Annotated in this window: 25 protein-coding genes, 2 tRNA genes and 1 riboswitch; all 27 genes read left to right on the plus strand. The window is 66.9% G+C overall.

All coding sequences use genetic code 11. The annotated features are described in order from the left end of the window. The first annotated feature begins 37 nt into the window (after nt 1–37). The 27 genes from ACIRA7_RS03400 to ACIRA7_RS03530 all read left to right on the plus strand — a co-directional run bounded on the left by ACIRA7_RS03400 (nt 38) and on the right by ACIRA7_RS03530 (nt 24,996). Nucleotides 38–1,240 (plus strand): bifunctional 3,4-dihydroxy-2-butanone-4-phosphate synthase/GTP cyclohydrolase II, encoded by a 1,203-nt coding sequence (locus ACIRA7_RS03400; RefSeq protein WP_396219428.1) that lies wholly within the window; start codon nt 38–40, stop codon nt 1,238–1,240. Nucleotides 1,241–1,252: 12 nt separating this feature from the next. Continuing rightward, entirely contained in the window at nt 1,253–1,744 is a 492-nt protein-coding gene (gene ribH / locus ACIRA7_RS03405; protein WP_396219405.1) for a 6,7-dimethyl-8-ribityllumazine synthase, read from the plus strand. Nucleotides 1,745–1,752: 8 nt separating this feature from the next. Then, nucleotides 1,753–2,259, plus strand: a complete 507-nt coding sequence (gene nusB / locus ACIRA7_RS03410) for a transcription antitermination factor NusB (protein ID WP_396219429.1) — start codon at nt 1,753–1,755, stop codon at nt 2,257–2,259. Continuing rightward, entirely contained in the window at nt 2,256–3,401 is a 1,146-nt protein-coding gene (locus tag ACIRA7_RS03415; protein WP_396219406.1) for a glycosyltransferase family 4 protein, read from the plus strand. Before nusB ends, ACIRA7_RS03415 begins: the two co-directional genes overlap by 4 nt. Beyond that, nucleotides 3,401–3,712, plus strand: a complete 312-nt coding sequence (locus ACIRA7_RS03420; RefSeq protein WP_396219407.1) for an HPF/RaiA family ribosome-associated protein — start codon at nt 3,401–3,403, stop codon at nt 3,710–3,712. The genes ACIRA7_RS03415 and ACIRA7_RS03420 overlap by 1 nt, the downstream gene beginning before the upstream one ends. Next, nucleotides 3,709–4,683 carry an HPr(Ser) kinase/phosphatase gene (gene hprK / locus ACIRA7_RS03425; RefSeq protein WP_396219408.1) on the plus strand — a complete coding sequence of 325 codons (975 nt, stop codon included), beginning with the start codon at nt 3,709–3,711 and terminating at the stop codon, nt 4,681–4,683. The genes ACIRA7_RS03420 and hprK overlap by 4 nt, the downstream gene beginning before the upstream one ends. Before the next feature lie 13 nt (nt 4,684–4,696). Continuing rightward, on the plus strand, nt 4,697–5,107 hold the full coding sequence (locus ACIRA7_RS03430) for a PTS sugar transporter subunit IIA (RefSeq protein ID WP_396219409.1): 411 nt from the start codon (nt 4,697–4,699) through the stop codon (nt 5,105–5,107). A gap of 4 nt (nt 5,108–5,111) precedes the next feature. Further along, on the plus strand, nt 5,112–5,606 hold the full coding sequence (locus ACIRA7_RS03435) for a PTS system mannose/fructose/N-acetylgalactosamine-transporter subunit IIB (RefSeq protein ID WP_396219410.1): 495 nt from the start codon (nt 5,112–5,114) through the stop codon (nt 5,604–5,606). Next, nucleotides 5,606–6,316: a PTS sugar transporter subunit IIC gene (locus tag ACIRA7_RS03440; RefSeq protein WP_396219411.1), complete on the plus strand. Its 711-nt coding sequence runs from the start codon at nt 5,606–5,608 to the stop codon at nt 6,314–6,316. Before ACIRA7_RS03435 ends, ACIRA7_RS03440 begins: the two co-directional genes overlap by 1 nt. A gap of 7 nt (nt 6,317–6,323) precedes the next feature. Then, complete coding sequence (locus ACIRA7_RS03445; RefSeq protein WP_396219412.1) at nt 6,324–7,154, plus strand: PTS system mannose/fructose/sorbose family transporter subunit IID; 831 nt, start codon at nt 6,324–6,326, stop codon at nt 7,152–7,154. Next, the gene (locus ACIRA7_RS03450; RefSeq protein WP_396219413.1) at nt 7,154–7,420 is read left to right on the plus strand and encodes an HPr family phosphocarrier protein; all 267 of its coding nucleotides are present in this window, start codon (nt 7,154–7,156) and stop codon (nt 7,418–7,420) included. Before ACIRA7_RS03445 ends, ACIRA7_RS03450 begins: the two co-directional genes overlap by 1 nt. Further along, entirely contained in the window at nt 7,420–9,189 is a 1,770-nt protein-coding gene (gene ptsP, locus ACIRA7_RS03455) for a phosphoenolpyruvate--protein phosphotransferase (protein WP_396219414.1), read from the plus strand. Before ACIRA7_RS03450 ends, ptsP begins: the two co-directional genes overlap by 1 nt. Nucleotides 9,190–9,242: 53 nt before the next feature. Further along, complete coding sequence (gene metK, locus ACIRA7_RS03460; RefSeq protein WP_396219415.1) at nt 9,243–10,415, plus strand: methionine adenosyltransferase; 1,173 nt, start codon at nt 9,243–9,245, stop codon at nt 10,413–10,415. A gap of 93 nt (nt 10,416–10,508) precedes the next feature. Then, nucleotides 10,509–11,024, plus strand: a complete 516-nt coding sequence (locus tag ACIRA7_RS03465) for a bifunctional nuclease family protein (RefSeq protein ID WP_396219416.1) — start codon at nt 10,509–10,511, stop codon at nt 11,022–11,024. Between the two features lie 32 nt (nt 11,025–11,056). Continuing rightward, the gene (locus tag ACIRA7_RS03470) at nt 11,057–12,280 is read left to right on the plus strand and encodes a hypothetical protein (protein WP_396219417.1); all 1,224 of its coding nucleotides are present in this window, start codon (nt 11,057–11,059) and stop codon (nt 12,278–12,280) included. A 56-nt stretch (nt 12,281–12,336) separates the two neighbouring features. After that, a riboswitch (cobalamin riboswitch) is annotated at nt 12,337–12,480 on the plus strand. Between the two features lie 138 nt (nt 12,481–12,618). Beyond that, nucleotides 12,619–13,572 carry an ABC transporter substrate-binding protein gene (locus tag ACIRA7_RS03475; protein ID WP_396219418.1) on the plus strand — a complete coding sequence of 318 codons (954 nt, stop codon included), beginning with the start codon at nt 12,619–12,621 and terminating at the stop codon, nt 13,570–13,572. 32 nt (nt 13,573–13,604) lie between these two features. After that, a complete protein-coding gene (locus tag ACIRA7_RS03480; protein WP_396219419.1) occupies nt 13,605–14,588 on the plus strand; it encodes a FecCD family ABC transporter permease in 984 nt (327 codons plus the stop codon). Next, nucleotides 14,585–15,427 (plus strand): ABC transporter ATP-binding protein, encoded by an 843-nt coding sequence (locus tag ACIRA7_RS03485; RefSeq protein WP_396219420.1) that lies wholly within the window; start codon nt 14,585–14,587, stop codon nt 15,425–15,427. Before ACIRA7_RS03480 ends, ACIRA7_RS03485 begins: the two co-directional genes overlap by 4 nt. Beyond that, complete coding sequence (locus ACIRA7_RS03490; protein WP_396219421.1) at nt 15,424–17,586, plus strand: TonB-dependent receptor plug domain-containing protein; 2,163 nt, start codon at nt 15,424–15,426, stop codon at nt 17,584–17,586. Before ACIRA7_RS03485 ends, ACIRA7_RS03490 begins: the two co-directional genes overlap by 4 nt. Further along, a complete protein-coding gene (locus ACIRA7_RS03495) occupies nt 17,583–18,743 on the plus strand; it encodes a hypothetical protein (protein ID WP_396219422.1) in 1,161 nt (386 codons plus the stop codon). Before ACIRA7_RS03490 ends, ACIRA7_RS03495 begins: the two co-directional genes overlap by 4 nt. Nucleotides 18,744–18,803: 60 nt before the next feature. Beyond that, the gene (recO, locus tag ACIRA7_RS03500; RefSeq protein WP_396219423.1) at nt 18,804–19,553 is read left to right on the plus strand and encodes a DNA repair protein RecO; all 750 of its coding nucleotides are present in this window, start codon (nt 18,804–18,806) and stop codon (nt 19,551–19,553) included. Between the two features lie 146 nt (nt 19,554–19,699). Further along, complete coding sequence (locus ACIRA7_RS03505) at nt 19,700–20,146, plus strand: hypothetical protein (protein WP_396219424.1); 447 nt, start codon at nt 19,700–19,702, stop codon at nt 20,144–20,146. Nucleotides 20,147–20,342: 196 nt separating this feature from the next. Next, nucleotides 20,343–23,015, plus strand: a complete 2,673-nt coding sequence (gene clpB, locus ACIRA7_RS03510; protein WP_396219425.1) for an ATP-dependent chaperone ClpB — start codon at nt 20,343–20,345, stop codon at nt 23,013–23,015. Nucleotides 23,016–23,071: 56 nt separating this feature from the next. After that, entirely contained in the window at nt 23,072–23,503 is a 432-nt protein-coding gene (locus ACIRA7_RS03515; RefSeq protein ID WP_396219426.1) for a nucleoside deaminase, read from the plus strand. A gap of 29 nt (nt 23,504–23,532) precedes the next feature. Continuing rightward, nucleotides 23,533–24,540 (plus strand): tetratricopeptide repeat protein, encoded by a 1,008-nt coding sequence (locus ACIRA7_RS03520; protein ID WP_396219427.1) that lies wholly within the window; start codon nt 23,533–23,535, stop codon nt 24,538–24,540. 155 nt (nt 24,541–24,695) lie between these two features. Then, nucleotides 24,696–24,782: transfer RNA gene (locus tag ACIRA7_RS03525), tRNA-Ser, on the plus strand. Nucleotides 24,783–24,908: 126 nt separating this feature from the next. Further along, a tRNA-Ser gene (locus ACIRA7_RS03530) sits at nt 24,909–24,996 on the plus strand. The last annotated feature ends 71 nt before the right edge of the window (nt 24,997–25,067 follow it).

Here is a 25,067-nt window from a genome sequence, read left to right on the forward strand (position 1 = left end):
GGCAGCGGACGCGGCAGCGGGCGAAGAGGCGCAGGACATGACCTTCGGCACGGTCGAGCAGGCCTTGATCGACATCGCCGGAGGAAAGTTCGTCGTCGTCGCCGATGACGAAGATCGCGAGAACGAAGGAGACCTCGTCTGCGGCGCCGAAATGGTGACGCCCGAGATGGTCAACTTCATGCTCGATGCCAAGGGGATGATCTGCCTCGCCATGGAGAATGCGATGGCCGACCATCTCGGACTCGAGATGCAGGTCGACGTCAACACTGAGGCGATGCACACCGCCTTCACCGTGAGCATCGATGCGGCGGCGAAGTACGGCGTGAGCACCGGGATCAGCGCCAGCGATCGCGCGACCACGATTCGTGTGGCCGTCGATCCCAACAGCACGCGGGCCGACCTTCGCGTCCCGGGGCATATCCACCCGTTACGGGCGCGCGATGGTGGCGTGCTCCAGCGCGTGGGACACACCGAAGCGGCCGTCGATCTCGCTCGGCTCGCCGGGCTGCGTTCCGCGGGCGTGATTTGTGAAATCCTGAACAAGGACGGCACCACCGCGCGTCGTCCGCAGCTCGAAGTCTTCGCCAAGGAACACGGCCTCACGTTCATCACGATCGCGCAACTCGTGGCGTATCGCCTGAAGCACGAGCGTCTCGTGCATCGCGTGGCCGAGGCGCGGCTCCCCACCGAGTACGGCGAGTGGCGCATCGTCGGCTACAAGAACGATGTCGATACGCGTGAGCATATCGCGATCGCGTTCGGCGACGTCGAGCAGGGCGAGGGCGTGCTGGTGCGTATGCACTCCAAGTGCCTCACCGGCGACGTGTTTCACTCCCGTCGCTGCGACTGCGGCTGGCAGCTCGATACCGCCATGCAGATGATTCAGGTCGAGGGGAAGGGAGTGATCGTGTACCTCGATCAGGAAGGCCGTGGCATCGGCTTGCTCAACAAGCTCAAGGCGTACGAACTGCAAGACAAAGGCGCCGATACCGTCGAGGCCAATGAGCAGCTCGGCTTCAAGGACGATCTGCGCAACTACGGCATCGGTGCGCAGATTCTCCTCGACATGGGCGTGAAGTCCATTCGGGTGCTCACCAACAATCCCCGCAAGCTCGTGGGCCTCGACGGCTACGGTCTGATCCTCAAGGATCGGGTCCGCATCGAGGCCCCTTCCACCGACGAAAACGCTTCGTATCTCGAAACGAAGCGCACGAAGCTCGGTCACCTGTTCGCAATCTGAGACGTATCCGAGATGGCCGAGTTCAACGGTAGTCCGCGCGGTGAAGGTCGCCGCCTTGTCGTCGTCGTGAGTCGCTTCAATGAGGGGGTCACGATGCCCCTCGCCGAGGGGGCGGTGGGGGCGTTGGTAGGGCAGGGCGTCAGGTTCGAGGATATCGACGTGCTCTGGGTTCCGGGCGCGTGGGAGATCCCGGTCGCGGTGCGCCGTGCCCTCGCCACCGAGCGCTACGACGCGGCGGTGGCCGTTGGTGCCGTCGTGCGCGGCGATACGCCGCACTTCGACATCGTCGCCGGAGAAACCTCGCGCGGGCTGATGGACGCCATGCGTGACTTCGACGTGCCGGTGACGATGGGCGTGCTCACCACCGACACCATGGAGCAGGCCGAAGCACGCGCCGGTGGCGTGCATGGCAACAAGGGGGCGGACGCCGCCATGGCGGCGCTCGAAATGCTCGACCTCTTCGATCAGGTCACCCCGCCTGAAGAGTTCGAAGGGGACGCGTAGTGACCAACATGCGAGATGACACGTTCTGGGACACGCCGGTGCAGGAGCCGCTGGTCCCCCGCGCCGGACGCCGAACGCGTGGCACGCGTGCCGCGACGAAGGTGGAGCGACTCGAAACCCGCGGGCGCGCCCGGGCGCTGCAGGCGCTGTACGCCGCCGATCTCCGCGACCTCACGCAGCTGCGGAAGATCGCCACGCAAGTGTTCGACGATCTCGCGGTGGATGCAGAGGAGCGGCTGTTCGCCTCGCGATTGGTCGCGACCGTGGCCGACAAGTACGCCATCCTCGATACCGATCTCGCGCGGGTCACCAACAATTGGCGGCTCGAGCGCCTCGGCGCCATCGAACGCAGCGTGCTTCGACTCGCGGCTGCCGAGCTCGATCGCAACGAGACACCGGTCAAGGTGGTGCTGCAGGAAGCGGTGCACTTGGCAGAACGCTACGGCACGACGCGGAGCGCGCGCTTTGTGAACGGCGTCCTCGATGCGTACGCCCGTCTGCTCGGGCGCTTGTGACCGTAACCGCCGCACGCCCGGGCGACCGGCTGCGGATCGCCGTCGTCAATTGGCAATGCCGGGAGAATCCACTCGCCGGCGGAGCCGAGATTCACCTGCACGAAATCTTCGGCCGACTCGCGGCCCGCGGCCATCACGTCATGTTGCTGTGTGGCGGCTGGCCCGGCTGCCCGCCGCGCGCCACGCTCGACGGGATCGAGGTCCATCGCGTCGGAACTCGCGCCACGTTCCCGATGCTCGTGCGCGCGCACTGGCAGGCACACTTCGTCGACCAGCACTTCGATGTCCTGGTCGAGGACATCAACAAGGTGCCGGTGTTTACGCCGTGGTGGCAGGCGCCGCCGATCGTGGCGTTGGTTCCGCACCTGTTCGGCGGAACCGCGTTTCAGGAGCTCGCCGCGCCGCTGGCCACCGCCGTCTGGTTGGCCGAGCGACCGCTGCCGATCGTGTATCGCCACTGTGCCTTCGAGGCGATCAGCGAGAGCACCCGGGACGATCTGGTCTCCCGCGGGGTGCAACGCGACCGGATTCGCGTCATCTTCCCAGGAATCGACACCAACGCGTATACGCCTGACCCCTCCCAGCGTGCGGATCGGCCCGTGTTTGCCTACCTTGGTCGACTCAAGAAGTACAAAGGGGTCGATCTGGTGCTACGGTCGTTCGCGCAATGCGGCGCTCCCGAGGCTACACTGGAGATCGCAGGGGCTGGCGAATTCCGCGCCGAACTGGAGACGTTGGCGGGAACCCTTGGAGTGGCCTCGCGGGTACGGTTTCTAGGACGTGTTGACGAAACTCAAAAGTGCGCCCTGCTGCGACGGGCCTGGGCGTTTGTGTTTGCATCACCTAAGGAGGGATGGGGGATCACGAATCTGGAGGCGGCGGCAAGCGGGACTCCGGTGATTGCGTCGAATTCTCCGGGAATCCGCGAGTCCGTGCGGCATGGCGAGACTGGGTTTCTCGTTCCGCACGGCGACGTCGCTGCCATGGCTGAGTCGATGCGGTACCTCAGCGGCGAGCGAGCGCTCGTCGAACGCCTGGGGATCGCTGCGCGGCGTTTCGCCGAGGGGTTCACCTGGGACAACGCCGCCACAGAGACTGAAGCTCACCTCCGCGAGGTGGTGGGAAAGGAGGTAGGTCGCTAATGGAGATCATCCTGCACGCGCACCATGCCGAAGTGTCGGAATCGCTCCGCGCACAGGCCGAAGCCGCGATCACGCGCATTGCTCGGCGCGTCAACCACGTCGCGAACGCCATCGTTCGCTTTGTGGGGGACGGCGAGACGCGCCGCGTTGAGATCGTGCTGCATCGCGCCCGAAAGCGAGAGCTCTTCGTCCATGCCGATGCGCGTGCGTTCGCGCCGGCGCTCAGTGCCGCGGTGCACCGCCTGGAAAGTCAGGTGGCGCGCACGCGCCGCTCGCGCCGAGTGCCGATCGACGGAGATCGCGCTTGGTGAGTCGACGCCTGACCGTGGGTACGCTGTTCGAGCGGATGCGGGATCCGCTCGAACTCGAGCTCCTTGGTTCGGCATCCGGTCTCGATCGTGAGATCACGAGCCCCGAGGCGTCCAGCCCGGGGCTCGTCCTTGCCGGCTATCTCAACCGCTTTCCGTATCAGCGCATTCAGGTGCTCGGCGAAACCGAGATCACCTACCTCCAATCGCTTACCGACGAACTGCGCGTCAGGAATCTCGAGCAGTTTTTCGGGTTCCCGCTCCCCTGCGCCTTCATCACGAAGCAGCTCGAGCCGCCTGAGCCTTTGTTGCGGCTGGCCGAGGCGGCGGGGGTCGCAATCCTTCGCTCGCGCCTGAAGACGGCGGAGTTCTATCGGCTCATCAAGCCGTACCTCGCCGAGCAGTTCGCGCCTACGACCACACTGCACGGCTCGCTCGCCGACGTGTACGGCGTGGGGCTCTTCTTCACCGGCAAGAGTGGGATCGGCAAGTCCGAGTGCGTGCTCGACCTCGTCGAACGCGGCCATCGACTGGTGGCGGACGACCTCGTGTTCGTCTCGCGTCGCGGGAATGACGTGCTCATCGGCAAAGGCCATGAGCTGCAGCGGCACTTCATGGAGATCCGCGGCGTCGGCCTGCTCGACGTACCGGCCATTTTCGGAATCCACGCCGTGCGCCAGCAGAAGCGCCTCGAAGTGGTGGTCGTGCTCGCGGAGTGGGACGCCGACGCCACCGTCGATCGCACTGGCCTCGACGTCCAGACGCAAAATATTCTCGGCGTCGAGGTGCCCAAGATCACCGTGCACCTCAATCCCGGGAAGAACATTACCGTGATCGCCGAAGTCATCGCGATGAACCACCTCTTGCGGTATTATCGCGGGTATGATTCGGCGACGGCGTTCAACGAACGGTTGATTGGCCAGATGCGCCGAACGTCCGATGTGCAGCGCTATCTGCAGGAGGATGATGAGTGATGGGGAGGCACGCGTGAACGGCGCGACCGACACCGCCGGAGCGACGGCGACGGTCCGTGCCATCGTGGCCGGTCATGGATCGTTCGCCGGCGGCATCATCTCCGCCGTGGAGCAGATTACCGGTAAGGGCGCGTCGTTTCTGGCGATGTCCAACACCGGACTGTGCCTCGATGACATTCAGGACACGATCGCGCGTGCGCTCGACGATTCCGGCGCGCGCGTCATCTTCACCGACTTGCCCGCCGGCAGTTGCACCATGGCCGTACGACGGATGATCCGGGCGCGTCCCGGGGTGCTGTTGGTCACCGGGATCAACCTCTCGACGCTGCTCGACTTCGCCATGCAGGAGTCCGGCGATCCCGTCGAGGCCGTGAACGCCGCCCTCGAGCGCGGTCGCGCGTCGATGGCTGTCTACGGCGCCTGAACCCATGCCCATCGCGCTGTATCGCATCGACGATCGACTGATTCACGGTCAGGTCGTGGTCGGATGGGGACAACCGCTCGAGCTCGGCTTCATTGTGTTGGTGGACGACGAGGTCGCCTCGAGCGAATGGGAGCAGGAGCTCTATCGCATGGGCGTGCCGCCCGAAATGTCCGTCCAGTTCTACACCGTCATCGACGCCGCCGCCCAGCTGGCCGAACTGCAGCAGCGTCCCGAGCCGGGCATCGTGCTCGTCGGCGACATCGGGACGATGCGGCGGCTGGTGGACCACGCTGATGGACGCATTCGCGCGGTAAACGTCGGGGGCGTGCACTACTCCCCCGGTCGCGTGCAGCGTCTTCGCTTCGTCTTTCTCACGCCGGCCGAAGAGCAGGGGCTGCGTGACATCGCCGATCTGGGGGTCGAGGTCTCGGCCCAGGACGTTCCCAGTGCCCGCCCGGTGCCGCTCGGCGAGTTGCTGGCGTCGACCACGGGTGCCTGATGGTCGGGTCCTCGTGGTGGCTTGACGTGCTGCCGCTGTCGCTCCTGGCCGGCGTCATCGGGCTCGACGTGGTCAGCTTTCCACAGGCAATGTTCTCGCGACCGATCGTCGGCGCGACGTTGGGTGGCGCCATGGTTGGTGCCCCCGTCGCCGGTCTCGTCTGCGGCGCCGCCCTCGAGTGTTTGGCGCTCGAAGCGCTCCCGGTCGGCGCGTCACGCTACCCGGAGTGGGGGAGCGCCTCGGTCGTCGCCGGAGCTGTGGCCGCGACCGGGACGACCGCGAACGCCATGCCCTTGGCCGGAGCCTTCGCTGTGGCCGTCGCCCTCGGGATCGCGACCGCGTGGATCGGTGGGCTGTCCATGATCGCGCAGCGCCAGGTCATCGCCCGTTTCGCGCGCCCTCGCCTGGGCCAGCTCGCTGCGGGCAATCGCAATACCGTCGTCGGGCTGCAGGTCGTCGGGATGACACTCGATCTGGTCCGGGCCGCCGTGCTGGGCGCGGTGTGCTTCATCCCCGGTCATCTGCTGGCCGAACAGGTCAACGGCCGTTGGAGCGTCCCGGAGGACTTGGCGCGGGCCATTGTCGTGACCAGTGTGGCCGCGGTCGCCGCCGCCGCCGTGTGGAAGGACTTTCACGCGATCAGCGGCACCCGCCGGCTGTTCCTCCTCTCGCTGGCCGCCGGCACGCTGATGGTGGTGCTCGGTGCCTGAGGAATTCGTGAGGCCGGCCCGCCATCCGGATCCGCTGCGCACGGACACGGTCAGCATGCCCGTGCCCGTGATCGCGTCAGCGCCGAAGATGCCGGCCAGCCTCCGCGTCTCGATGTATCTGCGCTGTCTCGCGATTCAGGGCTCCTGGAACTACGAGATCCTCGTCGGGAACGGCGTCGGGTTCTGCGTCGAGCCCGCCTTGCGGCAGCTGCCCGGTGGCATCGGGGGGCAACCGTACCGGGACGCGCTGGCGCGCCAATCGGTGTATTTCAATGCGCACCCGTACCTCGCGGCGCTGGCCATCGGCGCGCTCGCCCGAGCCGAGGTTGAGCAGGTCGCGCCCGAGCGCATCGAACGCTTCCGGACCGCACTGTGCGGTCCGCTGGGGAGCGTCGGGGATCGCTTGGTGTGGGCGGCCTGGTTGCCGGCCTGCTCGCTCGTCGCGTTGCTCCTGTTCGGCGCCGGTGCGTCGGCGCTCGCCGTCGTGCTCGGTTTCCTCATCGTGTACAATGTGGGGCACCTCGGGCTGCGTGACTGGGCTCTTCGCGCCGGCTGGCGGCACGGACTTCGGGTGGCAATCGCCCTCGGGCATCCCGTGCTTCAGCATGGTCCGCGCTACATTGGTTTGGTATCGGCCGTGCTGGGCGGATTGGCCCTCCCCCTCGCGGTGCATCGTGCCATCGGCGGTCCGGCACCGCTGGCCCCCATTCCGGTCGGCGTCGCGGTCGTGACGCCGCTTCTGGCCGTGCTCCTTGTGCGACTGCAGGGACGCGCCGAGGGATGGCGCGTCGTCCTGTTGCTGCTCGCGGCCTTCGTCCTCTACTCGGTGGTCCGTTGATGGCTGAACGATCGGTTCAAATCGTGAACAAGCACGGCCTCCACGCCCGGCCGGCCGCCGAGATGGTCAAGGCCGCGTCGCGCTTCACGTGCGACATCACGATCTCGCGCGACGACCTCGAGGTGAATGGCAAGAGCATCATGGGTGTCATGATGCTCGCCGCGGAGCATGGGGCCATGATCACGCTGCGCGCCTCCGGCCCCGACGCCGATGCAGCACTGGACTCCCTCGCCGCGCTCGTCGCGTCGCGGTTCGGGGAGAGCTGATGCAGTCGGTGCTCCGCGGCATTCCCGCCTCGCCGGGCATCGTCGTCGGACCCGTGCATCTCCTGCGGTGGGAGGTGCCGGAGGTCAAGCATCGCCTCATTGATGATGACGCGATCGGGGCGGAGATCGTGCGGTTGCACGACGCCTTCGAACGCGCCCGCGATCGCCTGCGCCATCTGCGCGCGAGGGCGGAGCACCAGGCTGGGCCCGAGGAAGCCGCGATCTTCGATGTGCAGATCTCCATCCTCGACGATGGCGAACTCACGCGCAGCACCGAAGCGCTCATCCGCCAGAACCTCGGGGCCGAGAAGGCCTTCGATCTCATCCTGCTCCAATGGCGGCAGCACTTCGCGCGGCACACCGCGCCGATGCTGCGCGAAAAGGTCAGCGACCTCATGGACGTGCACATTCGCGTGCTGTCCATTCTGCTCGACCTCCCCGATCACGACCCGGTCGATGTGCCGCCCGGCGCACACGCCATTCTGGTCACGCACGACCTCACGCCGTCGCTCACCATGCAGCTCGATCGCAACTGCATCTCGGCGATCGCCACCGAGGCCGGCACGGCCACCGCGCACGTGGCCATTCTGGCGCGCTCGCTGGGGCTGCCGGCCGTGGTGGGTCTGCGCAACGCGCTGTCCTTCCTCGTGCCGGGGCAGATCGCGATCCTCGACGGCAACGACGGCACGCTGCTCATCGCGCCGTCCGATCACGAACTCGAAGACGCGCGGCTTCGCGGCGAACAGGAAGCCGGTCGCGTCGATGAGATGCGGGAAATCGCCCACAGCGACGCGATCACCGCCGATGGCGTCCGGATGGTCATTCGCGCCAACGTCGACATCCCGGACGAAGCAGAGATGGGCGCGACCAGCGGCGCCGATGGCGTCGGTCTGATGCGCACCGAGTTCCTCGTCGTGGGCCGCGCCACCATGCCCGACGAAGAAGAGCAGTACCGGGCGTACCGGAAGGTGATTCAGGCGTTCGGTACGCGCCCGGTCATCATCCGCACCTTCGACGTCGGCGGTGACAAGCTGCCGGTCGGCGGGTTCCCCACCGAGGCAAATCCATTCCTCGGTTGGCGCGCGATCCGCATGTGCCTCGACGAGAGCGACCTGTTCAAGGTGCAGCTGCGCGCACTGCTGCGGGCCGGCGTTCACGGCGATCTGCGCATCATGTTGCCGCTCGTCGTCACGGTCGATGAAGTCCGCGAAACGCGGCAGCTGATCGACGAGGCTGTGGCCGAACTCGCCGAACGCCGCGTCCCGTTCCGCGCCGATGTGCCACTGGGCGTCATGGTCGAAACACCGGCGGCGGCCATCGCCTGCGACACCCTCGTGCGCGACGTCGACTTCTTCAGCATCGGCTCGAACGACCTGGTCCAGTACACGCTCGCCGTCGACCGTGGCAATGCGAATCTGGCCTCCCGATTCACCCCATTCCATCCGGCCGTGCTGCGCCTCATTGCGCAAGTGCAGTCCACCGGGGCCGCTCATGGCATCGATGTATGCGTCTGTGGTGAAATGGGTTCGCAACCGCTGGCTGTCTTCGCCCTCATGGGTCTCGGGATTCGTCAGCTCAGCGTCGCGCCGCGGGCGGTCGGCGAGGTGAAGCGGGTCATTCGCAACGTGCGGATGGCCGCGGCGCAGGACGCGGCCCAAGCCGCGCTGGCGGCCGGCACAGCTCGCGAAGCGGAAACACTGCTGCGTCGTCGCCTGCGCACGGAACTCGATGGGGCGGCCCGGGCGGGCGGGTTGCCCGCGCTTTCGTAGCGGACTAGTCTACGCGGCATCCTGTTACACGAACCTTCTACCCAGAGTGCTGCGTGGCCGATCGTCACTTGTTTACGTCGGAGTCCGTGACCGAGGGGCATCCGGACAAGATCGCGGATCAGATTTCTGACGCCGTGCTCGATGCCATTCTGGCCAAGGATCCTGCGGCGCGCGTGGCCTGCGAGACGCTGGTGACGACGGGCCTCGTGGTGATCGCGGGAGAGATCACGACCACGGCCTACGTGCCGCTGCCGGACATCGTGCGCAAGACGATCGAAGGGATCGGCTACACCGATGCCAACTTCGGCTTCGACAACAAGACGTGCGCCGTCATGAGCACCATCGACGCGCAGTCGCCCGACATTTCGCAGGGCGTCGACACCGGTGGCGCCGGCGACCAGGGGATGATGTTCGGCTACGCGACCGACGAGACGCCGGAACTCATGCCGTTGCCGATTCAGCTCGCGCATGCCCTCACGCATCGCCTCTCGGCGCTGCGTAAGGACGGCTCATTGCCGTGGCTGCGCCCGGATGGCAAGGCGCAGGTGTCGGTGATCTACGAAGGCGATCGCCCCATCGCCGTCGACACGGTCGTCATTTCCACCCAGCACGACGAAAAGGTCTCGAACACCAAACTCCGGCGTGCCATCCTCGACGACGTCATCATGGCGACGATCCCCGAGGAGTATCTGCCCAAGCGCCTCAAGACCCACATCAACCCCACCGGCCGCTTTGTCATCGGCGGTCCGCAAGGGGATGCCGGGCTGACCGGACGCAAGATCATCGTCGACACCTACGGTGGTATGGGGCGTCACGGTGGCGGCGCCTTCAGTGGCAAGGATCCATCCAAGGTCGATCGCTCGGCCTGCTACGCCGCGCGCTGGGTGGCCAAGAACATCGTGGCCGCCAAGCTCGCTACCCGGTGTGAAGTGCAGGTGGCGTACGCCATCGGTGTCGTCCAGCCGGTGTCGGTGTATGTGCAAACGTTCGGCACTGGTGTGGTGTCCGATCGCGCCATCGAAGCGGCGGTGAACGAGGTGTTCGACCTCACGCCGCGCGGCATCACGCGCGATCTGGATCTGCGCAAGCCGATCTATCAGGCGACCGCCGCCTACGGGCACTTCGGTCGCCGTCCCGAGACCATCGGCCGGGGCCGCTCCGCCAGAACCACGTTCACGTGGGAACGCACCGACCGCGTCGCCGCGCTCAAGCGCGCGATTCGGTGAACCGCGAGGGCGCACCGACCGCACCGCGCGTGCGGAGCGGTGCGCCACTCCGGCGGCGCGTCGTCCTCACGGTCGCCTGCACCAGGAGCACCGATGATGGTCGAAGTCACAGTGGCCCGGCTCGGGCTCGATAGCGCGACCAATTCGTACGTCGTCATTCTCCGGGAGCAGGGTGGGCGTCGCGTGCTGCCCATCTGGATCGGACAGCCGGAAGCGGAATCGATCGTGATGCAGATGAATCAGGTGAAGCGCGAGCGGCCGATCACCCACGACCTCTGCAAGGCCATCATCGTCGGGCTCGGCGGGACCCTGCGCCGCGTCTCCATCACCCGCATGCAGAAGAGCACCTACTACGCGGAGATGCAGATCGAAGGACCGGATGGCCTGGTCGCCGTCGATGCCCGTCCATCCGACAGTATCGCTATTGCGCTCCGGCTCGACGCACCGATCTTCGTGCCGTCCGCGCTGATGACGGCGCTCGACGACGAGACGGAGGCCAACGTGGACGGTTCTCCCGTCGACGCATCCGCCAGCGTGCTGACGCCCGAACAGCTTCAGGCATACCTCGAGAATCTGCGGCCGGAAGATTTCGGAAAGTTCTCCCCCTGACGTTTCTGCTCTTCAACCCGATTGGCCTTCGCGTGTCCCGACTTTCGTCGTTTCTCCGATCCCGTGCGCTGACGCTTGCCGTCGTCGCCACCGCGGCCGCGTCGTTCGCCCTCTCCACATCGGCCGTTCAGGCGCAATCGCGGTCGGTGGAGGGTCGCGTGCGGCGCCCCGTCAGCGTCAACGCGGATTCGACCGGCATGGGACCCGCCACCGGCCTTTGGGTCACGTTGCATCGCGTCGGCAAGGACACGGCCGGACCGATCGACTCCATCCGCACCGACGCGCAGGGACGCTATCGCTTCCGGTGGACGCCCTTTGGGAGTACCGACGGGGTGTATTTCGCCTCGACGACGTGGGGCGGTATTGCGTATTTCACGTCGCCGCTCAAGAACGTCGAGTCGCGCGGTGATGACGCCGAAATCACCGTCTTCGACACGACGTCCGTGCGATTTCAACTCACCGTGAAGGGCCGGCATCTGATTGTCGGCAAGGCCGACACGACGCAGTTCCGCACCGTCATCGAAGTGTTCGAGCTCTCCAACGACAGCCTGCGCACGCTGGTGGCCACGGACACGACATCGCCGATGCCCACATGGAGCATCGCCATTCCGGCCTCGGCGCTCGACGTGCGGGCGAACGAAGGGGACATCTCACCCGAGGCATTTGTCTCGGGCCCTGGTCGCGTGTCGGTGTACGCCCCGATCGCGCCTGGCATCAAGCAGGTGGCGTTCTCATACAAGGTGCCCAACAGCAGCTTCCCGCTCTCCATGCGGTCCGAGGGCGGTGCGGTCGTGTTCGAGGTGCTGCTCGAGGAGCCGCAGGGGTTCGTCACCGGCAAGGGGTTCGCCACCGTCGATCCCGTCACCCTCGAGGGGCGCAATTTCCGTCGCTTCCTGTCGCAGGATGTGCAGCCCAACGCGGAGCTCATCATCGAGCTCCCGTCGTCCGGTGCGCCGGCGCGCAATCTGTATATCGCCGGGTTGCTGGTGGCGATCGGCATGCTCATGATGGTCGTGCTCATGCGATCCATGCAGCGGCGTGCCGCCGGCCGCGTGGCCGTGGAGCCCACGCTGCGGCCGCGTGAGTCGGACGCGCCGATGCACGAGCGTCTGGCTCAGGAGATAGCCGCCCTCGACGAGACGTATGCCCGCATCGAGGCGCCATCGGAGATCGTCAAGAAGGCGTACGAGACCCGCCGCAGCGAGCTGAAGGGCGCGCTCGGTGCGGCGCTTGCCGAGGCGGGAAGCCGCACGTAGCTTGCCGGTGTGGCGCATTCGGCGCGACGGACAACTGATTTCAGAGCGCAGGACACGGAAACCGGTGCAACGCCGGTGCGGCCCCGCCACTGTAACGGGATCTGCGACGCGAGGTCTACCTCGCGATGCAGCAGCGACACTCACGACGCCACTGACCCTCGGGTCGGGAAGGCGAGTGGCGCAACCCGGAGCCAGGAGACGACCCGCGCTCATTCTCGGACGAAGACCCTCGAGGGGGGGCTCGCGCCACGTGTCGTCGGTGCTTGCCATCCGACCTGCACGCGTGCTCGGGCGTCTTCTCGTGGGAGAGGACGCCTTTTTTGTATCCTCACCCACGATTGGCACACCGCGCGCTGGTGGTGCTGGTGCCGTTCATCGGCGCCGCCGCCTGCTCGCGTGCGGATACACGTGCGGCGGACATGCGTGACACCGGGTCGGTTGTCGCCGTGGCGGACACCGATGATTTCGGTGCGCCGCTGCCGACCGACGCGCGATTCGCCGCACGCGTTGTCTCCCTCAATCCCGCCGCCACCGAAGCCATCTTTACCTTTGGTGCCGACTCGCTGCTCGTTGGTCGCTCGCGCTGGGATGAGTTTCCGAAGGCGGTAAGCCGCATCGCGGCGCTCGGCGATGGAATTCGCCCCAACATCGAAGCCGTGCTGGCGGCGCGACCCACCCTGGTGGTGCTCTACGCAACCGCAGAGAATCGCGCCGCTGCCGAAGCCTTGGCGCGCGCCGGTGTGCGCACGATCGCCCTGCGCGTCGATCACATCGCGCAGTTCCACCGACTGCTCGCGGTCCTCGGGCGCGCCCTCGGCGCTGAGGCCAACGCGCGAGTCGTCAGTGACTCCGTGCAGGCCACCCTCGATCGGGTGCGTGCTCTCACCGCGTCGCGGCCGCGACCGCGCGTCGTGTGGCCAGCGTGGGAATCGCCACTGCTGGTGATCGGTGGTGGGAGCTATATCGACGAACTCCTCACGATTGCCGGTGCGGAGAATGTCTTTCATGACATGGACGCGCCATCGCCGCCCGTCTCGATCGAGGAAATCGCGAAGCGTGATCCCGACCACGTGATCACCGGGGCAGCACGTGGGGCCAAGCTGTCCGCCAATCTGTCGTGGCACGCAATCCGCGCGGTGCGAGAACAGCGGTTCATCGTGCAGGATCCGTCCGTCACCGGTCGGCCATCGGTGGTGCTGGGCATGGCCGCCGTGCAGCTCGCCCGCGCGCTGCATCCCGAGCTCGGTGATGCGCTCGTGGCTGCTGCGCTCGTGCGCGATTCCCTGCCGTGAACGACGTGTCGCGCCACGACCCTCGACGCGCGATGGCCTCGCCAGGAGTGGCGTGGGGCATCGGTGCGTTCTTGTTGGTGCTCGTGGTGGTGCTCGGCCTCACCATCGGCGCCGTGCCGATCGCCGCGCGTGACATCCTCGACGCTCTCCGCGGCCTCGGGGATCCCTCCACGATCGCCATCGTGCGTGACCTGCGGGCACCTCGCGTACTGCTCGCGGCGCTGGTCGGCGCGGGCCTCGCGAGTAGCGGTGGCGCGCTGCAAGGCACGCTGCGCAATCCCCTGGCGGAACCATATCTGCTCGGCGTGTCCGGCGGCGCCGCCGTCGGCGCCGTGACCGCGATGGCCTTCGGCGTGGTGCAGCCGGCGCTCGTCACGGCGTGCGCCTTTGTCGGAGCGGCCATTGCAACGGTCGTGGTCACCGCGATCGCGCGCGTGGTGGGGGGCAGTGCGGATACCAAGCTGCTGCTCATGGCCGGCGTCGTCGTCGGGGCCTTCGCCAACGCCGCGATTCTGGTGGCACTCGCCGACGCGCCCCCCGAGCGACTACGCGGTGCGCTGTTCTGGATGATGGGCTCGGCGGCCGACGCCACATGGCCAGCCGTCGCGCGCTGCGCCGCGGCGCTCCTGCTCCTCGGCGGCATCCTCGTGTGGCGCGCACGTGACCTCGATGTCCTCTCGCTTGGTGATGAACCTGCGGCGGCACTCGGCGTAGACGTCGACCGGGTGTCGCGTCAGCTGTTTCTGGTGGCGTCCTGGCTTGCCGCCGCCACGGTGGCCGCCGCCGGATTGATCGGCTTCGTGGGGCTGGTCGTGCCGAACATCGCGCGCGCCCTCGGCGCCCGACAGCATCGGCCGATGCTGCTGCTCTCGGCCCTGTACGGCGCCGTGCTGCTGGTCGCCGCCGATCTGCTGGCACGCACGCTGCGCGCGCCAGCCGACCTACCGCTGGGAGCCGTGACCGCGCTGGTCGGCGTCCCGTTCTTCTTGCTGCGTCTCCGCCGGTTGGCCGCATGAGCGGCGTGACGCGGGCGCGAGAGCAGGGAACACCCCTCGCATTTGATCAGGTCAGCGTGCGCTACGCTGGCCGCGCACAACAGGCGCTTGATCACGTGTCTGTCGTGGCCGAACCGGGAAAGATGACGGCCGTGGTCGGACCGAATGGCAGCGGCAAGAGCACGCTCGTGCGCACGTTGTTGCGGCGCGTCCCGATGGAGTCTGGCCGCGTGACGGTGGGTGGCGTGGATGTGGCCTCGCTCGATGCGCGCGAACTCGCGCGCCGGATCGCCATCGTACCGCAGCGCGAAGAGCCGGTACTGCCGCTGCGCGTCGAGGAATTCGTCGCGCTTGGCCGACACGCCCGTCGTAGCGCGTTCGGCGGCATGAGCGCCGACGATCTGGCCGCGGTCGAGAGCGCCGTGGCTCGAGCGGGTATCGCCGACGCCATCGGTCGGCGCACCGACACGCTCTCCGGCGGCGAGTGGCAGCGCGTCCGTATCGCCCGCGCGCTGGCTCAGGCCGCGCCGGTGCTCGTGCTCGACGAGCCCACCACGTTCCTCGACATCGCCCACGAGATGGCCGTGTTCGAACTGCTCGATGGCCTCGCCCAGCAGGGGCAGACCGTGTTGCTCGTCAGCCATCAGCTCAACCTCGTGGCCCGCTTCGCCTCGCATATCGTGCTGCTGCATCGCGGAGTCGTTGCGGCGGCCGGTGACGCGGCGGCCGTCATGCGTGGCGAGATTCTCGAGCGCGTATACGAGTGGCCACTCGTGGTCACGCGCGATCCCGCCGTCGGGGCGCCGGCGTTGCTTCCGCTGCGTGGCCGCGGTCGCCAGCGAGAGCGTCCAACGTCGTGAGCATCGCGGCGCTCCTGTTGGTCAATCTGATTGCGCAACTGAACCATCCACTCCGCGATTCCACGACGGTATGCGTGTCCGATGCGCGGACGCGCGCGCCCGTAGTCGGCGCCGTGCTCACCGTGCGGCCCACCGCATCGATGGGTCGGCCATCGTCGGTCGCACCACGTCAGCTCGAGGGCGCGTGCGCCGTCCTGCGGATCGGCCGCACGGATAGCGTATCCGTCGCCCGCGCGGGGTATCTGGCGCGCGTCGTCGCGAGTGCGCAGGGCCCGAGTGGCGTGCGCCTCAACGCGGATACCGTCTGGGTGTCGCTGCTTCCGCGCGATGCCACCAACACGGAGCGTGCGGCCCAACAGCTGGTCGCCATGCACGTCACGGCGGTTCGTGCCGCTGAAGGATCGGGCATAGCGCGCGCCGCCGGTCGCACGAGCGCTACGTTGACAGCAGCCGACGCGCGCATCGCGGGGGCGTCCTCGGTGAACGCGCTGCTCGCGCTCATCCCGTACACGAACCTGCGCACGGCCCGTGGCGAGACCGGGCTGTCGCTTCGCGGCGCGCGTCGCGAACAGGTCGCCATCACGCTCGACGGCATGCCGCTCAACGATCCGGCCACGGGTATGGCCGACGTGTCGGATCTTCCACTGGCGGGGCTGCAGTCGGCCACCGTCGCCCTCGGTGCCGATCCCGTCGGGACCGGATCCAGCGCCACGGGCGGGGTGTTGGCGCTCACGTCGTCCGCCCAACGCGTGGCGTCCGTTCGGCTGGGTGCCTTCGGGCAGCGGACAGTGGAAGGCGCATGGCACGCGCAAGCCGCCGGCGCGCTCTGGCAGGCCAGCGGTGCGCGGCGCCACGCGACCAACGATTTCACGTTTGTGAACGACGCGGGCGTGGCAGCACAGCGTGAAGCGCGTATCAACAACGACGAACAACGATCCACCGCGTCGCTCGGCGTGATCGGGCACCGGGCGCAACTCTCCTTGCTCGCCTCCCGCAGCGAGCGTGGTATGGTTGGTCCCGCCAACGTCCGCAGCTACGATGCCGATCGCGCGCGCACCGATCGACTGCTGGTGCGGGCCCAAGCCGGCCTGCGCGGCACCGTGCTGGTCGCCGGGGGGCGTCAGCTCGCCCTGCACTATGTTGACCCCACCCGTCCAGCGCTCGATACCCGGGCGGTGGCGTGGGCCGCCGATGCCGAATGGCGAGGGGCGTTCCACGATATCGCGTGGCGTCTCGGGGGCGGTGCCGATCGGCTCGTGGCCACTGGTGGCATCGCCCAGCAACGCCGTCGCGGCTTCGCCGCCGTCCAGCGTGCGTGGCGGGCCGCGGGCGACGATCGGTGGAACATCGATATTGGCGCGCGCGCCGATCTCATCGAAGGCAGCGGCGTACGCCCCACCGCGTCCGTTGGCGCTGAACGGCGGCTCGTACGGCTTGGCGAACAGGCGCACGTGATGGCGTTCGGTCGGGCGGCGCAGGCGGTGCGTGTCCCCACGCTGTACGACCTGTACTTCTCTTCGCCGCAACGGTTGTTCGTGCGTGCGCTCTTGCCGGAGCGCGTCGATTTCGATGGCAGCGGCGGCCTGCGTCTGCTTGCCGGCACCGTGCGCCGCCGCGCCAGCATCGAAGGCGCACTCGTCGCGCGTAACACGCGTGATGCGATCGTGTGGTTCCCGGGCAACTTTGGCTGGAGCCCCGCCAACGTAGGGAGTGAACGCCTGCGCGGCGTCGAGTCGCGCGCTGAGCTCGCGCTGGGCGTCGCCTTGGCCTCGGCGTGGATCACCGCGTACGACGCGGTCCTCAGCACCGGCGGCCTTCGCATTCCCACCCCGTACGTGCCGCGCCTCGCCGGCGGAGCGCAGCTGCAGCTGAACACCACTGCGCAGCACGCCACGGTCGTGTGGCGAGGCACGGGCGCCCGGCCATACACCGCCGGCCCGCGCAATCCCGACTTCGAGCTGGCCGCGCTGTCGCTCGTCGATGTCACCGTCGCGCAGCAGCTGCGCGCGCTGCCGCACTGGCCGTGGCCCCGTCTCGACGCCTTGGTCGCGTTCTCCGTGGAGAATGCGACCGATGTCTCGTGGCAGTCGGTTCGCGGTTTCCCGTCACCCGGGCGCTCCTGGGCGATGTCGTTCACCCTGCAACACGTCCTTCGATGATCCCCCAGGTCCGCTCTCGCTTTTCTGTTGGCCGCAACGTCCTCGCCGCTTCCGCCGCCGTCCTGCTCACAGTGCTCGCCGCCTGCGGGGATGACGGGATCAACAACAGCACGCCGCAACCGCCACGCGGCATCATCGTGCTCGACGGCTTTATCCAGCCCGGCCTCACCTTTCTTGGGGACACCGGCAGTGCGAGTACCAAGCTCACGCTCGCGCCCACCTCTGAGTTCGATGCCGGCGGCTTTACGCTCCTGCGCGATACGGTGCTCACGGTCTCGAGCCGCGGCGCTGGTGATCTGTTGTACGTCACCGACGTGCGCACGTCGACCACGCGTCGCATCCAGCTCCCTACCCGCAGCAATCCAGCGCGCGCCCGACTCCTCACCGGAACCGGCGGGCAAACGCTTATCGGTGCGGCCCTTCGAGACTCTTCGAGTGTGGCGCTGCTGTCCTTCGCCGGCGCCGGGACCGCGACCAGCACGCGGATCACGAACGCGGGCACGTGCCCGACCGATCTCTTTCAGTTCGACAACGCGATCTGGATCGTCGACGCGAATGCAAACTGCAAAGTGAACTACGCGGTGCAGGGCGATGTACGGCTCATCCGCGTGCCGAACTCGGGCACCACACGCGATACGATCGTCATGCCCGGGCTGCGTGGGTCGGGCGCGTCCGCGCTGGTCGACGGCGACGTGGCGTTCATCAGCGCCGGTGGTGATGCCAGCTTCGCATCCTTCCCGTACACGCTGATCGCCACGGGCGGCATTGCCAAAGTCGACCTGCGCGGCAAGCGCGTCCTGCTGGGCAAGAAGATGCCGACCAATAGCTACGGCGCCGGCGTGAAAATGGGCCTCGACGGCTTCCTCTACGTCTCGCTCTATCAGGATCTTGCCTCCTTCACCAACCGGATCATCAAGGTGCGGACGGCCGATCTCAGCTTTGTCACATCGGCGTCGGCCGACTGGCTGGTGCTCACAGGCGCCTCCGGCACGGCCGTCACCTGCGGAAGCGGACAGGCCGATGCGCTCGGCCGGCTGCACTGCATCCAGAACGGCACCGCGTCCGTGACCTCGTTGCTCGTGTTCAGCCCAGCCGGGACCGAGGTCCGTCGTGTGGCCGCGAATCAGGGCGGCGTGGACCTGGCGATCCGTCCGTAAGCGATGCCAACGCCGTCGACGCAGTACGCGCGTCGTCGGGGCAGTCGCTAAGCTCCACATATGTCCCTGATCACCACCGATGCGATCGTGCTCCACGCGGTGCCGTATCTCGAGTCGTCGCGCATCCTGCGGTTGGCGACCCGCGAGGCCGGCGTGCTGTCGGTGGTGGCCCGTGGTGCCCGCTCGTCGAAGAAACGATTCGGGAGTGGCGTGGATCTCTTCGCCGAAGGGCAGGCGCAGATTCAGGTCAAACCCGGGCGTGACCTGCATACCCTCACCGCGTTCGACGTCACCCGCTCGCGCGCGGGGCTGGCCGCCGATCTGGGCCGGTTCACCGCGGCAAGTGCCCTCGTGGAGTGCGTCATGCGCGTGGTGCACGACGAGGCGGCGCCCCGGGTATATCACGGGGTCGCCGCGGGGCTGGACGCCATCGCCGAGGCCGCGGAGGCCGACACCGTGGCGCTGACCCTCGGCGTCGTTTGGCGGCTTGTGAGCGAGGTTGGCTTCATGCCAAGCATCGATCGGTGCGCCGAGTGCCACGCCGAGATCCCCGCTGAGGCAGATGCCCGCTTCAGTCACGCCGCCGGCGGCGTACTCTGTCCGCTGTGCGCCAAAATGGCGCCGTCCGGCCGTCGGCTTCCCGCCGCCGCCCGCGACGTCATTTCTGCCTGGCTCCGGGGGGATCAGCCCGACCTCGAGCCGGCCGCCGGCCGGGCGCACCAGCGGCTGCTTAGGGAATTCGTCACCCAGCACCTCCCCGACAACCGCGAACTGCGCGCCTTCGCGGTCTGGGAACAGGGGGGATGGTGACGCGCCCCCCCGGGTCCGGAGGATTGTTGCTTGACGGCCCCTGCCGCGCGTCCTACCTTCACGAAGGCCTGATTCTCAGGCCGGATGTCCACCTTTCACTTGGAGACTTCGACTCACAACCCTGATTCGTCAGTCGGAGAAGCAACATGAAACGTGTGTGGGGAGCACTGGGTCTGGTGCTCGCTCTCAGCGTAATCATGCCACGGGTCGCGGCCGCGCAGGACAGCAAGCAACGCCGCAATGGAGCAACGCTCGGACAAAACTACCCGAATCCGTTCAATCCTGAGACTCGCATCCCGTTCAGTGTGGGTGATGCACCCAACTGCACCGAGCCCGGTCGGCAGTACCGCGTCAGTTTGAAGATCTACAACATGATCATGCAAGTTGTAGCGACGCCGGTGTTGCAGGGCGGAACCGGAGGGGTGGCCGGAGGTCAACCGCTAGAAAAGGTGTCTTTCCAATGCGGCGATTACGTCGCGTATTGGGATGGCAAGGTCCAAGCAACCGGGCGGGAGGCCGCCTCGGGCGTGTATCTGTATCGTCTCGAGGTGGATGGCGTGCCGCTGGTGAAAAAGATGATCGTGGTGAAGTAAGCTGGGAGTAAACGAGCACCACGAGACCCGAACGAAAACTCACGATGGCGCGCCGGGTGGACGGACCCGGCGCGCCATTTTGTATTCGCGATCTGCTCAACTGGCCGCTGTAGGGGCTTCCCTCTCGAAACTCGGTGCTGGTGTCTGCAGTATTGGCAGCAGAAGTTCGGCACTGTGATTGCCCATCCGAGACACCATGATCAATCCTGACCGCCTGACCGTGAAGAGCGCCGAGGCGCTCAACGAAGCCGTGGCGCTTGCGCGCAAGGCCGGCAATCCGCTCGTGTACGATCTGCATCTGCTCCTGGCGCTCCTCTCCCAGGACGAAGGCATCGTGGTCCCGGTGCTGCAGCGCGTCGGCGCCAATGTCGCCAGCGTCCGTGCCGGTGCCGAACAGGAGGCGGCCCGTTACGCCAAACAGAGCGACGCCCAGCCCACCTTCAGCCGCGAACTCACGCAGGTCGTCGATGCCGCGGAGAAAGAAGCCAAGGCCCTGGGGGACGAGTACGTCTCCACCGAGCACCTGCTCCTCGCCCTCGCCGATGCCAAGGGCACCGACAGCACGCGCGTCCTCACCACCGTTGGGGCCCACCGCAAGGCGCTGCTCGAGGCGCTCAAGCTCGTGCGTGGCTCGCACAAGGTCACCGACCAATCGCCCGAAGGGCAGTATCAGGCGATTGAGAAGTTCACCCGCGATCTCACCGAAGCCGCGCGTAAGGGCAAGCTCGATCCGGTCATCGGGCGCGACGAAGAGATCCGTCGCGTCATCCAGGTCCTGTCGCGTCGCACGAAGAACAACCCCGTGCTCATCGGTGAGCCCGGCGTCGGCAAGACGGCCATCGCCGAAGGGCTTGCCCAGCGCATCATCAGTGGCGACGTGCCCGAGGGGCTGCGCAACAAGAAGCTCGTGTCGCTCGATCTCGGCGCACTCATCGCCGGCGCGAAGTTCCGTGGCGAATTTGAGGAGCGTCTCAAGGCGGTGATGAAGGAGATCACCAGCGCGGAAGGGCTCTACGTCGTGTTCATCGACGAACTGCACACCTTGGTCGGGGCCGGCAAGGCCGAAGGCAGCATGGACGCCGGCAACATGCTGAAGCCCATGCTGGCACGGGGCGAACTCCGCGTGGTCGGAGCGACCACGCTCGATGAGTATCGCCTGCACGTCGAAAAAGATGCCGCCCTCGAGCGTCGCTTCCAGCCCGTGTTCGTTGGTGAGCCCAGCGTCGAAAGCACCATCGCGATTCTCCGCGGCCTCAAAGAACGCTATGAAGCCCATCACGGCGTGCGCATTACCGATGGCGCGGTCGTGGCCGCCGCGACACTCTCGAATCGCTACATCGGTGATCGCTTCCTGCCCGACAAGGCCATCGATTTGATCGATGAAGCGGCCTCCCGGCTGCGCATCGAAATCGACTCAGTTCCGCAGGAGATCGACGAGGTGGAACGGCGTGTCGTGCAGCTCGAGATCGAACGCCAGGCGCTGCGCAAGGAGACCGATCCGGCATCGGTCGAGCGTCGCGGGCACATCGAGGGGGAGCTCGCCGACCTGAAGGAACAGACGACCGGCATGCGCGCCCAGTGGCAGCAGGAAAAGGAGACGCTCGGCGCCGTCGGCCGCATCAAGCAGGAAATCGAAACGGCGAAGTTCGAAGCAGAGCAGGCCACGCGTGCCGGTGACCTCAACAAGGCCGCCGAGATCACCTACGGCAAGATCCCGCAACTCGAACGCGACATGAAGGTCGCCGAGGGAAAACTCGGCAGCCACGACGGTCGGCCGCAGTTCCTCAAGGAGGAAGTCGGCGCCGACGACGTGGCCGATGTCGTGGCCCGCTGGACCGGTATCCCGGTCACGCGGATGCTCGAGAGCGAACGCGAACGACTCACCAAGCTCGAAGACGTCCTGGCCACGCGCGTGGTGGGACAGCGAGAAGCGGTGAAGGCGGTCTCGAATGCCGTGCGGCGGTCGCGCGCGGGACTACAGGATCCCAATCGTCCAATCGGTTCCTTCATCTTCCTCGGACCCACAGGCGTGGGAAAGACGGAGACCGCCAAGGCGCTCGCCGAATTCCTGTTCGACGATGAACACGCGATGGTGCGCATCGACATGTCGGAGTACATGGAGAAGCACGCGGTGGCGCGCCTCATTGGTGCACCGCCGGGCTACGTTGGCTACGAAGAAGGCGGGCAGCTCACCGAGGCCGTGCGTCGCCGCCCGTATTCCGTGATCCTGTTCGACGAAATCGAGAAGGCGCACCCGGATGTGTTTAACATTCTCCTGCAATTGCTCGATGATGGTCGCCTTACCGATTCGCAGGGACGCACCGTCGACTTCCGCAACGCCGTCATCATCATGACGTCCAATGTCGGCAGTCAGCTGATCCTCGAGCGCGGTCAGGCCGACGACACCGCGTGGGTCACGGTAGAGCAGGAGGTCTTGATGGCGTTGCGTGGCGTGTTCAAGCCCGAGTTCCTCAACCGCATCGACGACATCGTCGTCTTCCATCCGCTGGGTCGCGGCGAGATCGATCACATCGTTGACCTCCAGCTTGCCCATCTGCGCAAGTTGTTGGCCGACCGCAAGCTCACCATTCGACTCACCGACGCGGCACGCACGTTGCTCGCCGACGAAGGGTACGATCCGGTATTCGGCGCACGACCGCTCAAGCGCGCGGTGCAGCGCATGCTGCAGAATCCGTTGGCGCTCGCGGTACTCGACGGCACGTTCAAGGACGGCGATGTGATCGTGGCCGACGTGCAGGAGGGCACTGATGCGTTGTCGTTCAAGCACGGGGACGCCACCGATGCGGCGGCCCAGGCGGCGTTTGTCGCTCCGTCAGCGGCTCCGCCTATGGCCGGCGCGGCGGGTTGAGCCCGGCGCCTCCGTCCATCCCCGGGCCGCCGTTGGCGCCTGAGGTGGAGGCCGCAATGGATCTCGCGCTCGCCGAAGCACGCGCGGCCGCGCTGGCCGGGGAAGTCCCGGTTGGCGCTGTCGTGTTGTGTGGCAGCGAGGTCGTGGCCCGAAGCCAGAATCGGATGGGGCGTGATGGCGACGCCACCGCGCATGCGGAAGTCCTCGCGCTGCGCGAGGCCGCGCGAGTGCTGGGTGACGCGCGCCTCCTGGAGTGCACGCTCGTGGTCACCCTCGAGCCCTGCGCGATGTGCGCCGGCGCGATTGTCCTCGCGCGAGTCGGCACGCTGGTCTTCGGCGCATGGGACGACAAAGCCGGCATGTGTGGATCGGTCGGCGACGTCGTGCGGCATCCCAAGCTCAACCATCACCCGCAGGTGCGCGGGGGCGTGCAGGAGGCGGAATCGCGCGCGATATTACGGGCATTCTTCGCCGCCCGACGCGGGTAGGCCCCGTGCTCCTCTCGCTCTCTCCAGTCATGACAGCGCTTCGTACATCGACTCGCCGCACACCGCAGGCGATCACTTGGGTCATCGCCGGTGCCTGTGCGGCCGCACTGGCGTGCGCGGCACCCGCCGACGCGCCGCCAGCATCGGCGGCGCCCGTGGCGCCCGCCTTTCAAGCCGTCTCGCTGCTCGGCGACACACTGCGCGCCCTGCCACTTGCCGCCACTGTGCGCGAGAAGTACGCGGCTCAGCTTGCCGACGCACAACGCGCGTACGAGCACACGCCTACCAATGTCGACTCGATCATCTGGTACGCGCGTCGCTTAGGGTATCTCGGCCAGCTGCGCGAATCCATCGAGATTTATACGCGCGGGATCGCACTCTATCCCGACAACCCGTGGTTGTACCGCCACCGCGGACACCGCTACATCTCAGTGCGCGACTTTGCGGCCGCCGTGAGGGATCTCGAGCACGCCACCGCGCTCGTGCAGGGGAAGCCCGACGAAATCGAACCCGATGGACAGCCGAACGCGCAGAACTCACCCATCGGTACCCTGCACTCGAACATCGGCTATCACCTGGCGCTCGCGCATTATCTCATGGGCGACTTCACGGCCGCCGCGCGCGTCGCCAAGCTCGAGGTGGATTCCGCGACCAACGACGACCGTCGCGTGTCGATGGCGCATTGGCTCTACATGTCGCTTCGCCGGTCGGGTCGCGATGCCGAGGCCGCGCAGGTGCTGGTGCCGATCTCGCGCGACATGACGATCATTGAAAATCAGGCGTATCATCGCTTGATGTTGCTCTACAAGGGCGAATTGCCGGCCGATTCGGTGCTCACCGCCGCCCCGACCGGCGAGCTGTCGGTGAAGGACGCATCGGCGGCGTACGGTGTGGCCAACTGGCACTGGTACAACGGGCGGAAGGCGGAAGGCGAGGCGTTGTGGCGGCGCATCGTGGAAGGCGGCCAGTGGGGCGCCTTCGGCACCGTGGCGGCCGAAGCGGAGTTGGCACGGCTCAAGGCGGCGACGGCCCCGTAGCCGCGCCTCGAGCGCCATGGCATCGTCAGATACCCTTGAATCGGGTCCGCTCGCCGATTACTTATCCAGACTCTGCGGGAACAGGACGGTGGCTCGTGTGCTGTCCTGGTTCGAAGGCACAAAACTGGCAGCAGATTTGTGACATTCTCCCCGTGGGACAGGTGGCTGAGTGGTTGAAGGCACCGGTCTCGAAAACCGGCGTACCGGCAACGGTATCGTGAGTTCGAATCTCACCCTGTCCGCTGCGGCAACTGCTGCGGGTGCGACAAGTCGATGAGCAGCACGTGTGGATAAGGACGCGTCGTCGTGGATCCCCGCGCCGGCGCGTTCGTCTATGACAGGAAGACGCAGGCGTGGTCGCAGTCTCAGGATGGATGGCCGAGTGGTTTAAGGCGCACGCCTGGAAAGCGTGTGTACGTCAAAAGCGTACCGTGAGTTCGAATCTCACTCCATCCGTTGGTAATGCAAAATCCTGCCGTGGCTTACGAGCCTCGGCAGGATTTTGTGTTGGAGCGCTGGACACGGCA

It is taken from the genome of Gemmatimonas sp. (assembly GCF_044376735.1).
Classification (GTDB): Bacteria; Gemmatimonadota; Gemmatimonadetes; order Gemmatimonadales; family Gemmatimonadaceae; genus Gemmatimonas.